Source organism: Sphingomonas sp. Ant20 (genome assembly GCF_000783375.1).
Classification (GTDB): Bacteria; Pseudomonadota; Alphaproteobacteria; order Sphingomonadales; family Sphingomonadaceae; genus Sphingomonas; species Sphingomonas aerolata.
The window spans coordinates 1-13,653 of record NZ_JRVI01000184.1 but is presented as its reverse complement, the minus strand read 5'-3'; the positions used below and the strand labels follow the sequence as shown (position 1 = coordinate 13,653).

13 protein-coding genes, 1 tRNA gene and 2 pseudogenes are annotated in these 13,653 nt (G+C 65.6%); 6 read left to right on the top strand and 10 right to left on the bottom strand.

Annotated elements, in window-relative coordinates; genetic code table 11:
• Positions 1-20: 20 nt before the first annotated feature.
• Both NI18_RS17395 and NI18_RS17390 read right to left on the bottom strand, forming a co-directional pair.
• Positions 21-275, bottom strand: coding sequence for a transcriptional regulator (locus NI18_RS17395; protein WP_052149302.1), 255 nt, complete (start codon positions 273-275; stop codon positions 21-23).
• Positions 275-511, bottom strand: a complete 237-nt coding sequence (locus tag NI18_RS17390) for a hypothetical protein (RefSeq protein WP_031440221.1) — start codon at positions 509-511, stop codon at positions 275-277. Before NI18_RS17390 ends, NI18_RS17395 begins: the two co-directional genes overlap by 1 nt.
• A 212-nt stretch (positions 512-723) precedes the next feature.
• Here NI18_RS17390 and NI18_RS17385 point away from each other — a divergent pair, with 212 nt between their 5' ends.
• Both NI18_RS17385 and NI18_RS17380 read left to right on the top strand, forming a co-directional pair.
• A complete protein-coding gene (locus NI18_RS17385; RefSeq protein ID WP_052149301.1) occupies positions 724-1,854 on the top strand; it encodes an FIST N-terminal domain-containing protein in 1,131 nt (376 codons plus the stop codon).
• Positions 1,851-3,740 (top strand): EAL domain-containing protein, encoded by a 1,890-nt coding sequence (locus NI18_RS17380; protein ID WP_198527060.1) that lies wholly within the window; start codon positions 1,851-1,853, stop codon positions 3,738-3,740. The genes NI18_RS17385 and NI18_RS17380 overlap by 4 nt, the downstream gene beginning before the upstream one ends.
• An 88-nt stretch (positions 3,741-3,828) precedes the next feature.
• On the opposite strand, the gene NI18_RS17375 is transcribed toward NI18_RS17380, so the two are convergent.
• Entirely contained in the window at positions 3,829-4,719 is an 891-nt protein-coding gene (locus tag NI18_RS17375; RefSeq protein WP_306286492.1) for a carbohydrate porin, read from the bottom strand.
• Positions 4,688-4,942, bottom strand: a complete 255-nt coding sequence (locus NI18_RS27305; protein WP_306286491.1) for a hypothetical protein — start codon at positions 4,940-4,942, stop codon at positions 4,688-4,690. The genes NI18_RS17375 and NI18_RS27305 overlap by 32 nt, the downstream gene beginning before the upstream one ends.
• Before the next feature lie 182 nt (positions 4,943-5,124).
• Here NI18_RS27305 and NI18_RS27300 point away from each other — a divergent pair, with 182 nt between their 5' ends.
• From NI18_RS27300 to NI18_RS17360, 3 genes and pseudogenes are all read left to right on the top strand, one after another.
• On the top strand, positions 5,125-5,313 hold the full coding sequence (locus NI18_RS27300) for a hypothetical protein (protein ID WP_306286490.1): 189 nt from the start codon (positions 5,125-5,127) through the stop codon (positions 5,311-5,313).
• Between the two features lie 413 nt (positions 5,314-5,726).
• Positions 5,727-7,003 (top strand): annotated as a pseudogene (locus NI18_RS23620) (methyl-accepting chemotaxis protein); the annotation flags it as partial.
• Between the two features lie 54 nt (positions 7,004-7,057).
• Entirely contained in the window at positions 7,058-7,399 is a 342-nt protein-coding gene (locus NI18_RS17360) for a PilZ domain-containing protein (RefSeq protein WP_037531776.1), read from the top strand.
• Between the two features lie 146 nt (positions 7,400-7,545).
• Here the strand turns inward: NI18_RS17360 and NI18_RS17355 are convergent, their stop codons facing one another.
• The 6 genes from NI18_RS17355 to NI18_RS17335 all read right to left on the bottom strand — a co-directional run bounded on the left by NI18_RS17355 (position 7,546) and on the right by NI18_RS17335 (position 12,801).
• The gene (locus NI18_RS17355) at positions 7,546-8,649 is read right to left on the bottom strand and encodes a heparan-alpha-glucosaminide N-acetyltransferase domain-containing protein (protein WP_347574879.1); all 1,104 of its coding nucleotides are present in this window, start codon (positions 8,647-8,649) and stop codon (positions 7,546-7,548) included.
• A complete protein-coding gene (locus NI18_RS17350; RefSeq protein WP_306286489.1) occupies positions 8,650-10,119 on the bottom strand; it encodes a TonB-dependent receptor in 1,470 nt (489 codons plus the stop codon). It abuts the gene before it with no gap.
• Positions 10,120-10,142: 23 nt separating this feature from the next.
• Positions 10,143-10,718 carry a TonB-dependent receptor plug domain-containing protein gene (locus NI18_RS27295; RefSeq protein ID WP_306286488.1) on the bottom strand — a complete coding sequence of 192 codons (576 nt, stop codon included), beginning with the start codon at positions 10,716-10,718 and terminating at the stop codon, positions 10,143-10,145.
• Positions 10,719-11,196: 478 nt separating this feature from the next.
• Entirely contained in the window at positions 11,197-11,508 is a 312-nt protein-coding gene (locus NI18_RS17345) for a hypothetical protein (RefSeq protein ID WP_031440215.1), read from the bottom strand.
• The gene (locus tag NI18_RS17340; protein WP_037531773.1) at positions 11,505-12,083 is read right to left on the bottom strand and encodes a hypothetical protein; all 579 of its coding nucleotides are present in this window, start codon (positions 12,081-12,083) and stop codon (positions 11,505-11,507) included. The genes NI18_RS17345 and NI18_RS17340 overlap by 4 nt, the downstream gene beginning before the upstream one ends.
• A gap of 642 nt (positions 12,084-12,725) precedes the next feature.
• A tRNA-Thr gene (locus tag NI18_RS17335) sits at positions 12,726-12,801 on the bottom strand.
• Positions 12,802-12,938: 137 nt separating this feature from the next.
• On the opposite strand from NI18_RS17335, the pseudogene NI18_RS17330 reads away from it, so the two are divergent.
• A pseudogene (locus NI18_RS17330) lies at positions 12,939-13,653 on the top strand (hypothetical protein); the annotation flags it as partial.

Sequence of the window (13,653 nt, the reverse complement as noted above, 5' to 3'; positions counted from 1 at the left end):
GCGCCCGATGCAGCGCCGCGTCATGTGCGCGGGACCCAGATGTCGCGAATCCCGAGCCCGAACTCCCCCGCGCCGAGATACGTGCAGAGCTGCTGGTGATTGTCGCAGGTCAGGGCCGCCGGACGCCCCTCGTTGATGAAGCGCGCCAAATAGCCGGGCGACCGGTCGATCATGCGCGACAGGGCGGAAAGGCTCTCTCCGCGTTCGTCGGCCAGCTGGCGCAACGCCTGGCGCGGATCTGCCGGCACCAGCGCCAGGCGAAGTCTCGCGCCCATTACTGCACCATCCAGTCCAGTTCGGCATCGTCGATCGCCGCGAACGCATCGCCATCCGCCGACATCTCGCGCAGGCGCTTGCGTACGGCTTCCGGGTCGCCGTCCTTCGGAAACTGACGATCGGCGCGTGCTGCATCCGCGACCGGATCGATCCAGTCGCCGCGATCGCGCTGTTTCAGCAGCCACCTGCCGAATGTCTCACGCGTCGTTTCAACCCCGTCATCGTCCCTGCCCATCACCTGATCCTCCTGCCGACTCGATGACGGCACTTCTATCCTGTTCCCGTTTCGTTCTCAATGGGCTTAGGCCGTTCATGTGCGAGCCGTCCGCTTCGGCGGGGGAGGAATCGACGCGCTGACTAAGGGGTTTCCCTTAGGTCGCCGGCAACAGGCCGGAAACCAGTCCACCGGCACAAGCAGCGTTCACTGCCATTTCCGGGACGGCGCTCATGTGGTCGAAGCAAATCAACGCGAACAGCGAATCGGCGATGTTCCCAGCGGCCCCCGATCTGGTGATCGTGTTCGGCCCGACCGACCGCCTTGCCGATCGCACGCTCATCGACCGTCTCGCGCACCGCTACGACACCGCGATGATCGTCGGCTGCAGTTCGGGGACGATGGTCGAAGGTGATCGGCTCGACGACGACGGGGTCGTCATCCTCGGCATGGGATTCGACCGGACCGAGCTGCGCCTCGCGGTCCAGCCGCTGCCATCGTCCGACCTGTCGTTTTCGGCCGGTGCCGCGCTTGGCAAGGACCTCTCAGCCGACGGGCTGTCGGGGATATTCGTCCTGTCGAACGGCCTGAACGTCAATGGCAGCGCCCTCGTCGCCGGTCTGCGCACGGTGATCGGCGATCGCGTCGCGCTGAGCGGCGGGCTGGCAGGCGATGGCGCGCGGTTTGCGGACACGCGGATCCTGGCACGCGGCGAACACCACGCAGACGTCGTCGCCGCCATCGGCTTCTACGGCGACCATGTCCGGTTCGCGCATGGCAGCGCGGGCGGCTGGCAGCCGTTCGGCCCCGTACGCACGATCAACGATGCGGCGGGATCGACACTGCGCGGACTCGACCATGAGCCGGCTCTCGCGCTGTACGAGCGCTATCTCGGTGAGGAGGCGGTGGATCTGCCTGCATCGGGGCTGCTCTATCCGCTCGAGATCTGGGATCCCGCCCACCCCGATGTTCGCGTCGTGCGCACATTGCTCGCCATCGACCGTGACGCCGGGACGCTGACCTTTGCCGGCGACATGCCGCAGGGGTGGAAGGCACGGCTGATGCGCGGGATGTTCGACGAGCTGATCAACGGCGCGTCGACCGCGGTGCACCATGCGCTCGACCAGACGACCGCGTGGGGGACTTTACCCTCAGCGTGCCTCGCGATCAGCTGTGTCGGGCGGAGGCTGCTGATGGGCCAGCGCACCGAAGAGGAAATCGCCGCGGTCGCCACCGCGCTCGGCCCGGACATCGCGCTGGCGGGCTTCTATTCCTATGGCGAGATCGCGCCGCAAAATCAGACCGCGGTGCCGTGCCTCCACAATCAGACGATGACGATCACGCTGATCGGGGAATGTGCGTGAAGCCCCCGCCCCCGATCACTACCGAGCCGCCGGTGCTCCACCGGATCGCGGCACGCCAGGCGGAACGCGCGCGACGGCCCGACGGCGGGATCGACACGGATCGCCTGCTCGCGCTGGTGTCGGCGACCTATGCCGAAACCGATGTCGACCGGCGGCGATCGGATCGCGCGAACCGCCTGATGGCGCAGGAGCTGGAGGTCGCGCTGGCGGAAAGCGCGCTTCAGAACCTGCGGTTCAAGGCCGCGCTCGACAACATGAACCAGGGGCTCGCTCTGTTCGATGCGTCCCGGCGGCTGGTGCTGACCAATCAGCGGTTCCTCGACATATACGGGCTCGATCATGCCGTCCCGGGCCTGACGCTCGACCAGCTGCTCAGCAACAGTCCCTGTCTGTCGGTCAGTACGGCCGACGAGCATCGTCGACTGGTCGAGGAATATGACGGCGCGGCCTCCGCCTATGGCGCGAGGATCGAACAGCGCTGGCCGGATGGACGGACCATTACGATCGAGCGCACCCGGCTGGTCGATGGCGGTTTTCTCGACACCGTTGCCGACGTCACCGAAGCGCGCAACGCGTCCGCGCGCCTCGCGCATCTGGCGCGGCACGATGCCCTGACCGATCTTCCCAACCGAACCATGCTGCGCGAACGGCTCGACGAGATGATGCGCAACGCCCGCAGCGGCGATCGTTGCGCGATGCTGTGTCTCGACCTCGACCGGTTCAAGCTCGTCAACGACACGCTCGGCCACCCGGTCGGCGACGCGCTGCTCGTCGCGGTGGCATCGCGACTGGTCACGCTGGTCCGGCATCATGACGTCGTGACCCGGCTGGGTGGCGACGAATTCTCGGTCCTCGTCCAGCATGTCACGTCGGACCATGCGATCGAGCAACTGTGCCGCCGCATCATCGAGGCACTGACGCAACCCTTCGAGATTGGCGGTCACCATATCCAGATCGGCGCGAGCATCGGCGTCGCCATGGTCGAGGTCGACGCGCTCGACCCCAACGTGATGCTCCGCAATGCCGATCTCGCGCTGTACAGCGCCAAGGCGGGCGGGCGCGGCAATTATTGTTTCTACACGCCCGACATGCACGTCTTCGCAACCCGCCGGCGCGAGCTCGAGATCGAACTGCGCCGTGCACTGAAATCGGAAGAGTTCGAGGTTCACTACCAGCCGCAGGTCGCGATCGGCACGCATGCGGTGGTCGGCTTTGAGGCACTCGCACGCTGGTATCATCCCGAGCGCGGCATCATCCCCCCGAACGAATTCATCAGCGTGTGCGAGGAGATCGGGCTGATCGGCGCGGTTGGCGAATTCGTCCTGACGCGCGCCTGTCGGGATGCGGCATGCTGGCCGGACAGCGTCAAGATCGCGGTCAATCTCTCCGCGCTGCAGTTCAAGTCGGGGACGCTGCCGGCCGTCGTCGCCCACGCGCTGCGTGTCAGCGGCCTCGATCCGCGCCGCCTCGAACTGGAGATCACCGAAAGCGCGATGCTCGACGACACGGCGAGCGTCCTGAAACAGTTGCGTGACATCAAGCAACTGGGCGTGCTCATCTCGCTCGATGATTTCGGCACGGGCTATTCGTCGCTGAGCCATATCCGCAATTTCCCGTTCGACCGGGTCAAGATCGATCAATCGTTCGTCCGCGATCTCGGCACCAACAGCGACAGCCTGGCGATCGTGCGTGCGGTGACGGGGCTCTGCGGGAGCCTCGGGATCCTGTCGACCGCCGAGGGGGTCGAGACGCTCGATCAGCTGAATATCCTGGTCGCAGAGAAGTGCGACAGCGCGCAGGGCTATTATTTCAGCCGCCCCGTGCCGTTCGTCGAAACGCTTCCCTTCGTCTCTCGCATGCACGCGCTTCAGTCACAGGCCGCCTGAGCCGGGTGCGCGGATCGGACGCGGCTGGCCGTTGCTCACGGCAACGCCAGTCCTCGGGGATCCGCAGGAGCCGCGATGAGGCTGACCGTCAGCGACGTGAAAATTCGGCTATCAGCCGCAGCCCGACCACGAACGCCGACCGGCGGCCTGCGCCGGCATAGGCGCGGCGAACATATTGCACGTCGGGCTGGACCGCGAGGAAGGGCGCCGCCCGATCCTGATAGGTGATCTCGATCCCCGTCTCCGCGGCGTCGGCGTGATCGCCGGCATCGCGCACCGTCTGACGCAGAGCCTGCGATAACAGGCCCTGCGCGACGCCGATCGAGAATTGCCCGTCGGGCCGTCCGGGAACGAGGCCGCGTGCGAGCAGCCCGGTTTGAAAACCGCCGCGAAACGGCGTCGTCTTCCCGTCCGATATGCCCGCGCGCAGGAACAGATCGATGCCCCGGCCGTCGTCACCGACCAGCCGCTGATCGACCAGTACATAGGCACCGATCGCCGTTCGTTTGACCGGATCGCCGTTGCCGTCGCACGCCCGCATGTCGTCCTGACGCCGCGTGTAGCGCCACGCACCGAACGCCAGCTTGCCGTTGGCGCGTGTCCCGGCCTCCGCGATCAGAAGCGCGCCGTCGTGCATTCCGAGGTCGATCCCCGTCGTATCGCCCAACACCCCTGCCCGCGCATTCACGACGGCAGCGTGGAAATAGCCAGATGTGCCGATCGACGTCTTCAGTCGCATCGTCAGCGCGGTCGAGGGGAAGATCGAAGGCCCGTTGGGCCCCGTCGCCGCGAGCTCCGAGCCGATGCCGAACGCCGGCGCGACCAGCATGCCCGCGGAGTCATTCTGGTAGAAGTCGACGTTCAGATCGGACAGCCCGACCAGCAGCGCGGCGCGTCCACCCGCAAGATCCTGTTCGACCCACGCCTCGTACAGCTTCACGCGGCCGTCAGCGACCTCGATATTGTCGACGCCCTGCACCGTCCCCGCCAGCGCATTGATCGATCCCCCCCTGATTGCTCAGCACATGGAGATGCGCGCGCGCGCCGCGCCAGCCGGCCAGCCGGTCGAGGTCGCCATCGGCCGTGACCTCGAGATTGTCGAGCACCCGCGCGCCCCGCGCGTCGCCGCCAGCGACGTTGCCCATGAGATCGACGACATAGCGTCCCGTGATCGCGACGGCACGTGGCGGGGGGTCTTGCACGACTTCTGGCGGGCCGGACTGCCCCCAGGCAGGTAACGTCCAGGCCGCGGAGAGTAATAGGGCGGGTCCGACCAGTCGAGGCACCGTCATAATATCCACGCGCCACCTCCGAGCACTGCATTCCCGCCTATTATAGAAATCGAAACGTGTCCCAGTACGGAACAGGCCAGCAAAACATGATGATGACGAAGTCCCGGTCGCGTGATGCGATGTCGCTGACCCGTATGATCCGGATGGCGGGCGTGGTCCTGTTCGGACTGATGCTGCTCTGCGGTGCGACCGGCATCGGCGCGGCGTGGATGCAGAGCGCCGCGCTGCACCGTCTGACCGATGCGACGACGCTGCTTTCCAATCACCAGGCGCGGACATGATGCACGACGCGATCCGCAGCGACGTGCTCGCGACATTCCAGGCAGCGGAGCCCGGCAGCGCGATCAAGCCGGATGATATCCAGAAGGATTTCCGCGAGCATCTCGTCGCCCTGCGCGAGGGGATCGCAGCGGATTCGGCGTACACCGGCGATGCTGCGGTCGCCGCGGTAACTTCCAGGCTGGCGGCGCCGATGGAGGCCTATGTCCGCGCTGCGACGCAGGTCATCGATCGCGTCGGCCGCGATCCGGTCGCCGCGCGTGCGATGCTGCCCGGGTTCTTCGATCAGTTCCGCGTGCTGGAAGTGTCGATGGGCGCGGCGTCGGATGCGATCGAGACGAATTCGACACGGTCCGCCGAGAAAGCGGAGCAGCTCGGCACGATCGCGATGATCCTGCTCGCCATCACGCTGGCGGTCGGCATTGCCGGAACGCTGGCATTCGTGATGGTCGCACAGCGCCGGGTCGTCCGGCCGATCGTGGTCCTCGCCGGCACGATGCGCGCACTCGGCGACGGCAATCTCGCCGCCGAGGTGACCGGCGCGGATCGCGGCGATGAACTGGGCGACATGGCGAAGGCGATGCTGGCGTTCCGGAACCAACTCCAGGCGGCCGAGGCAGCGAAACAGGCCCAGGCGGCACTGATCGTCGACAGCCTGGGTACCGGCCTCACCGCACTGGCGCAGGGCGATCTGACCGCGAGGTAGTCGCCGATCTGCACGCGCCGTTCACCGGGCTCAAGAGCAACTTCAACAGCGCGCTCGCCAGCCTGCGCGGGCTGATCGGATCGGTCGCGCAAGGGGCGATGATGATCCGGACCGGATCACAGGAGATCGCGCAGGCGAGCGAGGATCTCGCCCGGCGCACCGAAAGCAACGCGGCCAGCCTCGAGCAGACCGCGGCGGCGATCGCGCAGATGGATCAGCGCCTCAGGGCTACCGCGGTCGCCGCGGGCCAGACCGTCGAGCGGGCGGACGGCGCGATCACCACCGTGGCGGACGGGCGCAGGATCGCGGACGAGGCGGTCCAGGCGATGACCCGGGTCAGCGAAAGCGCGACGGGGATCGACAGCGTGATCGAAGGACTCGACAAGATCGCGTTCCAGACGCGCGTGCTGGCGATGAACGCCGCGGTCGAGGCAGGGCGTGCGGGCGAGGCGGGTCGCGGGTTTGCGGTGGTCGCCGATCTCGTCTCCGCGCTGGCGATGCGCGCCGAGGAGGAGGCCGGACGCGCGCGCGACCAGCTGACCGCGACGCAGGCCGATATCGGCACCGCGGTGGAACGCGTGCAGCGGGTCGATGGTGCGCTGTCGGCGATCTCGACGGATGTGCGCGGCGTGCACACGCTGCTCGCCGGGATCGCGGACGACAATCGTGCGCAGTCGAGCGCGATTACCGAGGTCAGCATGGCGGTCGGCGCGATGGACCAGGCAACGCAGCAGAATGCGGCGATGGTCGAACAGACCTCCGCGGCGGCGCGCAACCTGACCGCCGAAGTCGCAGCGCTGTCGGACCAGGCGGCGAAATTCCGCATCGAAGGCGCGCAGCGTGGCGCCGGGGCAATTCGGCAGATGACCGAACAACCGGACCTACAGCGCGACACGCGCCTGCGCTCGTCTCGATCGGCGACCACCACGCCCCCCGCCCCGGTTGGTATCGACGAGGACGCGGATTACGGGTTCGCCGCCTTTTGACGCGAGCGACGCGTGCTTAACGCGGCATTAGGGTTGATGGCCTAGATGTGGCGTATGAAGACCTACCGCCGCCTCGCCAGCGACATCAGCCACGATCTGCTCGATCGACGCAATTGCACGCGGCGTGCGATCAGCCTCCCCGTGACGATCGTCACCGGCTTCGGCGACACACACGCGGCGATCGTTCAGAATGTCTCGTCCCGGGGTTTCAATATCCAGTCCGAATATGGCGTCACGATCGGCCGGTTTCTCTCGCTCGACATACCCGGGCTCGCCCAATATCCCGGTTGGGTGGCGTGGTCCTATCTCGGGGGATTCGGGCTGGAGGTCGCCAACCCGATCCCCGAACAGGTGATCGAGCATATCGTCGCGATGGCCGTCAGATACGCCGCCTGAGCTGCGGCATGCCCGGCGGGGGCCGCGTGATCGCGTCGTCACCGCGCCGATGCGGACCTGCCATCAGAAAAAGCGCAGCCAAGCGATATCCCGACGACGCTGCTTCAACCGCGCGAACCACATCGTCGGGAGCGAGAAGGGTATGATCAGGACGACGTACCAGATGAGCACCCAGCATAGCCGTCGACCATGAAGACCGCACCATCGGTCGGCCCCCACCACGCCAGCGCCGCGTGATAGAGGATGCGCAGCATGGTGAGATGAAACAGATAGAAGAACATCGGTGCGGCACCGAAGACGGCCAGACCGGACACGAGCCGTGAGCTCGCCAGTCGCTCGCATTGCGCCAGCAGCAGCGCTCCGCCGCCCAGGGTCGGCAGCAGGAACAGGAGCGACGGCGGATATTTCGTCATCGACAGGAAGCTGATCGCCGTCCGCAGCGGGCTGTTATCGACCACATGCCAGGGCGCGTCGCCATAGAGGTTGAACGCGCGCAGCGTGATGAAGCCAACGATCATCCCGATGCCGAGCCGCGTCAGATATCGCCTGCGCTGCGCGGATTCGACCATGCGGTCAAACCACGGCCCGATCGCGTGACCGAGCAGCATGACCCCCAGCCACGGAAGGATCGGATAGGTCGTCCTGGCCAGGAACCCGAACGGCAGGGCGATCACGTCACGCTGGTGCAGCAACGCCCAGACCGGAAACAGCGTGTCCCCCTGGTGCAGCCGAACGGGATCGAGCAGATTGTGGCCACACACCAGCACCAGTCCCAGGGCGATCCGTGCCGGCCGGGGGAGCCGTATCAGCCCGGCGAGCAGGATCATGCACAGGCCGAGGCACCAGATCACCTGCAGCCAGAAGGTCGGCTGAGGCACGATCCCCCAATAGAGTGGCGACAGGTACAGCACGTCGATCGCCATCAGCAGCAACCCGCGCTTTGCCAGGAACGCGGCGGTTTCGCGCGGCGTGTGGCTGACGCCGAAGAGATAGGCGGAAAGGCCGGTCAGCGCGACGAAGATCGGCGCGCAGAAGCTGGCGGCGAAGCGCGCGATCGCGAGTGCCGGCATGACCGTGTTGGCATCCACCGGATCGGGCATGGGAACAAGGACAAGCCATGTCTCGCGCAGATGGTCGAGCAGCATCAGGATCATCACGATCCCGCGCACCGCGTCGATGCTCTCCAGTCGCCTGCGCGGGATATCGCGATCGGGTGCGGCAGCGCGCGTCTGGTCCGTCGTGATCGCCATTCAGAATTCCGCTCGCAACGACGCGCGCACGGTGCGTGGCGCGCCTGGATAGATCCAGACCGAATTGTACGAGCTTTGCGCGTAGCGCTCGTCGAACAGGTTATCGACCTCGGCGCGGACCGTCAGCGAACTCGATAGCGGGATGTCGGCGGACGCCTTCACCTTCACATAGTCGGGCAGCATGAGCCCGCTGGCGTCGGTCGCGCCGGACCGCTTGCCGACATAGGCGACACCGCCGCTGATCTGCCAGTCCCGGCCGGTGCCGGGATCGAAGCGGTGCACGATAAAGGCGGTCGCCGAATGATCGGGGACGTTCAGCGCGAGCGGCGTGGCGAACGACCGATCGTCGGTGCGCGCCCGGGTCCAGGCATAGTTCACCACTGCCTGCCACCGCGCGGCAAGCCGCAGCGACGCATCGAATTCGACGCCGCGGCTCGTCAGCGATCCCACCGGCGCCAGGAAATTGGCGTCGTTCGGATCCGTCGTGAGGACGTTGCTCTTTTTGATATCAAACCAGGTCAGGCCGACATCGATACCGCGCCAGCGGCCCGCCGCGCCGATTTCGTAGCCATGCCCCTGTTCGGGGGCGAACGCGACACCCCCCGCGCCACTGCCGGAATTCAGCTGGAACGACTCACCCCAGTTGGTGTGGACCGAGAGCGCGTCGCTGACGGCATAGCGCGCGCCGAGGCGGAAATTGACCGGGCGCCCCCTGGACACGGTCGTCGCCTTGACGAGATTGCGCGCGAGCTGCTGCCGATAGGCGTCGAGGCGGATGCCCCCGACGAGATCGAGCCGATCGGTCACCGCCCAGGCGTCCTGCGCGTAGAGCGACACCACGCGCCGCGTTTCGCGCTGATCGATACTGGGCAGGAGCGGCAGGGCCTGCGTCTCGCCATAGACGGGGTTGAAGACGTCGATCGCATAGGGATTGTCTGCTGTCGGATTTCGCCGGTTCAGCAGTTCGAGATAGTCGAGCGTGTTGCCCTTGATGCCCAGGCTCGGACGATGAAGCCCGAGCGCCTGCACTTCGCCGCGCACTTCGAGACGCGCGGACAGATCCTCGACTTCGTAACCCCGTTCGCGACGCTGCCGCCACAGCGTGTGTCCGTCGACGACGCGCGACGGATCCGCCGAAAAGCCCCGCAACGTGCCGGTCCGATAGGCGACGCCGCCGACGAGCGACCATGTCCCACCCAGCCGCGCTTCGCCGGTCAGCTGGTGGCGGGTGTCGCGCGCGCGCGTCGGCCCGTTCGAGGGTTCGCCGAGAAACCGCGACGCCGGCAGCGCGAGCGGATCGCCATCGACCGCCGCCACACCGCGGTCGAACGGCGCGTCATAGACGATATGCTGGGCGAGATAGGTGAGCTGTACGGCGTCGCTCGGCCGGAAGGTCAGCGATGGGGACACGACGCGGCGCTTCACCGTCACGAAATCGCGGTAGCCGTCGCTGTCTTCGGTCGCGACCACGATCCGCGCGGCCAGCGTCCCGGTCAGCGGCCCCGTCGCGTCGAGTTCGATGCGACGCGTGTCGAACGAACCATAGTGCAGCGTCGCCGACGCTGTGATGCAAAACGCGGCGTCTTGCTGACCATATTGACCCGTCCGGCGGGATCGATATCGCCAAAGACGGCGCCGGCAGGGCCCTTGAGGATCTCGATACGCTCGATCGTCGCGGGGTCCCGCGCAGGGGCGCTGCCGCGATTGGCGATGAAGCCATCGGTATAATATTCGCCGCCGCCATCGGCGGTGCTCAGGAAGCCGCGGATCGCGAAATTATCGGCAAAGCCCCCGCGATTATTCTGCTGGCTGCTGCCGCTCACCAATTCCAGCGCGTCGCTCAACCGGTACGTCCCCGCCGCACGCAGGATGTCCTGTTCGAGTGACCGGCTTGATTGCGACATGACTTCGGTCGCGCGATCGGAGGAAAGCGTCGCGTCCCGCGATGTCCGGGTCCCCAGCACGACGATCTCGTTCCGCTCCGCCGGTTCCTCCACGGCCTGCGCAACCGCCGGCGACCCTGCCATCATGCCGATCGCGCCAAGCGTGTGCCGCAGCCGAAGCGGCACAGCCCCGCCCGATAATCGTGTCACAGTCCGCATCGTCCAGCGTGCCAAGAGACTTCCTCATATGCGATGATATGTTGTCTCCTAACGTCACCACTCCGCTATGGCAACGCGGCAGTCTGCAGTGGTGGCCAGGTGTACGAACGATCGACCTGAACCTGCAGGGCGGGACGCAAAACAAGAAGCATCGAGCTTTGCTGCCCGTCCTTCTGACGCTCGATCGCTGGCTATGGGCCGAATACGCGACCTCACGTAAATCAAATTGAGGGACCGCGCCGGCCGCGGCTGGCTGGTCAATTATCGCGGGCGAGCGGTGCAGAATGTCGACCGGGCCTGGGACACCATGCTTACGAAGCTCGGACTGCCGATGGGCCGCGAGTGGCGCTCGTACCTATTGCGCCACAGCCTCACGACGCTCGCGCGCAACCGCGGCGCTACGAAGTGGGATTTAGAAGGTTTCATGGGTCACAGCGACGGCCGTTCAGCCCCTCGCGTCGCGCAACGCATCCAATGTAGCCATCTTGACCGGGTCTTCAACTGCAAGGGCCTCTTCAAGATAGTAGCCATAAGATATGTTGCGCACCACCTCTTGCGCCTCGCCACTATATTCTTCCGCTATGATCGGAAACGCATTCACGAGCTCACGGAGAAATCCCTTGTCCATCTCTTGAAGATGGCTAGCTAAGGCTTCCATCATTTTCACGGCGGTATCAGGGTTAAGTTCCTCGTCGTCGGTCAGTTCGAGGAACACGGCATACTCCGCGATAATTTCTGCAACCTGCATAGCGATCATGGCTTCACAACCTTTACGTGAATGTTCGTGATGCTCATCTGCTTGAGCAGTTTCAGTGCCTTGGTTTTCTCGACAGGCGTAGGGACCTCCCACGTCCCGATCAGACGGTGTTGTACCAATACCTCCGGCTGCCGCAAAATCTGGGCCCGCGAACGAGGCCTGTTTACGACAGCCCATTTTCGGTCGACCATAAAATCGCCCTGAATGCCGTCAAACTTCACCGGCCGCTTAGAACCGTTGGGCATCGTCCGCATCAACGTTGGCGCCTGACCGGCGCGCGCGCCGGGCGCCGAATCGTTATAGGGTTTCCATGCCTTTTTTGACGTGGTCGTCTCCTTGACCCAGCCGATTTGCGGCGGGTCAAAGGTTATACGCGGCCTCGCGATAGCGAGTCGGCGCAATGCGGCAGCCTTGGAGAGCGCCGCCCCCGGCGCTACCGCCAGCGCGACGTTCCCAGCAACCTTTCCTGCGGCGCGACCGATGTCCCGCGCCGAGGCGTTGGCAACGGCGCTTGCCGCGCGGGAGGCCTGGATATGGGCCGGGGTATCCTCAGCAGTGATTGCGGTGTCGATCATGGCCGCGATGCCACGGCCGGCGTTGCGAACAGTCGTTACCGGATTTGTTGTTAGCGCAGCATGGACTCCCGCCACGGTTCCTTCCCCAACATCATAAGTCCCTGACCGACGCCATCAACGAATTCGGCGACGGGGTTCGGCTGACCACCGGGCCGCGCTCCCGGGATCCGCGTGGACTGCACCTTGGCCGACCTGCGTTCTACCGATTTCGGGTCGTCGCCTGTGAGCGATCGGGCGCGGGGCGTTTCAGCCTTTGGCGGTTTTGCGGTCCGCGATGTATAACTATCCCCTAGGCTTGGAGCGCGACCGCTCCCAGACGCGCACGATCGTTTCTGGCGCTCGTCGTATCGGTTTGGGTCGGTCCATCACGGCGCCCCGCGCCTGCAAATGTAAACCGGCCGTCCGCCGGATCATGCCATGGATTGATTTGAGTTCGAGACCGTCAGGACCTAGCGCCGATGGCACCATGCCCGTCCGTAGCCACCGTGAAAATGCGGTCCGCTTACGGATGCCTGATGTCTGGACCATGCCATCCCCCGCCTATTGCTGCGGTGAGAACATCTGAGCAACATTATCCTACGAGTCAGCGCGCAACGCGAGCAAATCTTGAAATTCGCCCTGCTCAACCGCGCTTCTGTAGTATGGTGCCGCTTACAGGACTCGAACCTGTGACCCCCGCATTACGAATGCGATGCTCTACCAGCTGAGCTAAAGCGGCCCGATGACGGATATCTCCGGTCGAGGGGGCGGCGCTTAACAGGGGAAATTTGCCGTGACAAGCGCTAACCCGCATTTACGTGCCGTTTACCAAGCAGCGTGCACAAGCAGCCGTAAGTGAACGGGGAAGTTTTCGGTATGGGCATGCGACGCGAGCCGGACGGCGAATACGGCGAGATCGACGAGGCCGGCACGGGGCTTCCCGGCGGGGCGACCGACGCGGGCGTCAACGACGTGATGTTCGATCTGGGCGGGGACGAACGCCGGATGCATGTCCGCGCCTATAACCACTGGGTGTCACTGCTGAGGGGACGCCCCTATCCGACGATCGCGGACCTCGATCCCGGCTCGATCGCCGATTTCGGCCCGCACAGCGTGCTGCTCGACTTCCGCACCGATCCGGGCACGGGTGCGGATCGGGATGCCGCAGCGGTGATGACGATCGACGATCCGCGAATCGCCTATCTCGGCGCCAAGCTGCGCGAGGAATGCGGACTGGTCGGGCCGATCACGTCGATCGCCGACGTGCCCAGCCGGTCGCTGCTGTCGCGGCTGACCGATCATTATCTGCAGATCATCGCGAATCGCGCGCCGATCGGGTTCGAGGCCGAATTCGTCAACAGCCGCGGGCGGACGACGCTGTACCGCGGCATCCTCATGCCATTCTCGTCGAGCGACGCGGGCATCGATTTCCTGTATGGCGTGATCAACTGGAAGGAACTCGCCGACGCCCGGATGCAGGCCACGCTCGCCGCCGAGCTCGAGGCGGCGGTTCGCGCGGCGCCGGTGCCGTCCGCGTCCGGGCTCACCGCCTATGCCCGCCACGCGCCGATGATGCCGGGGCTCGGCGCGT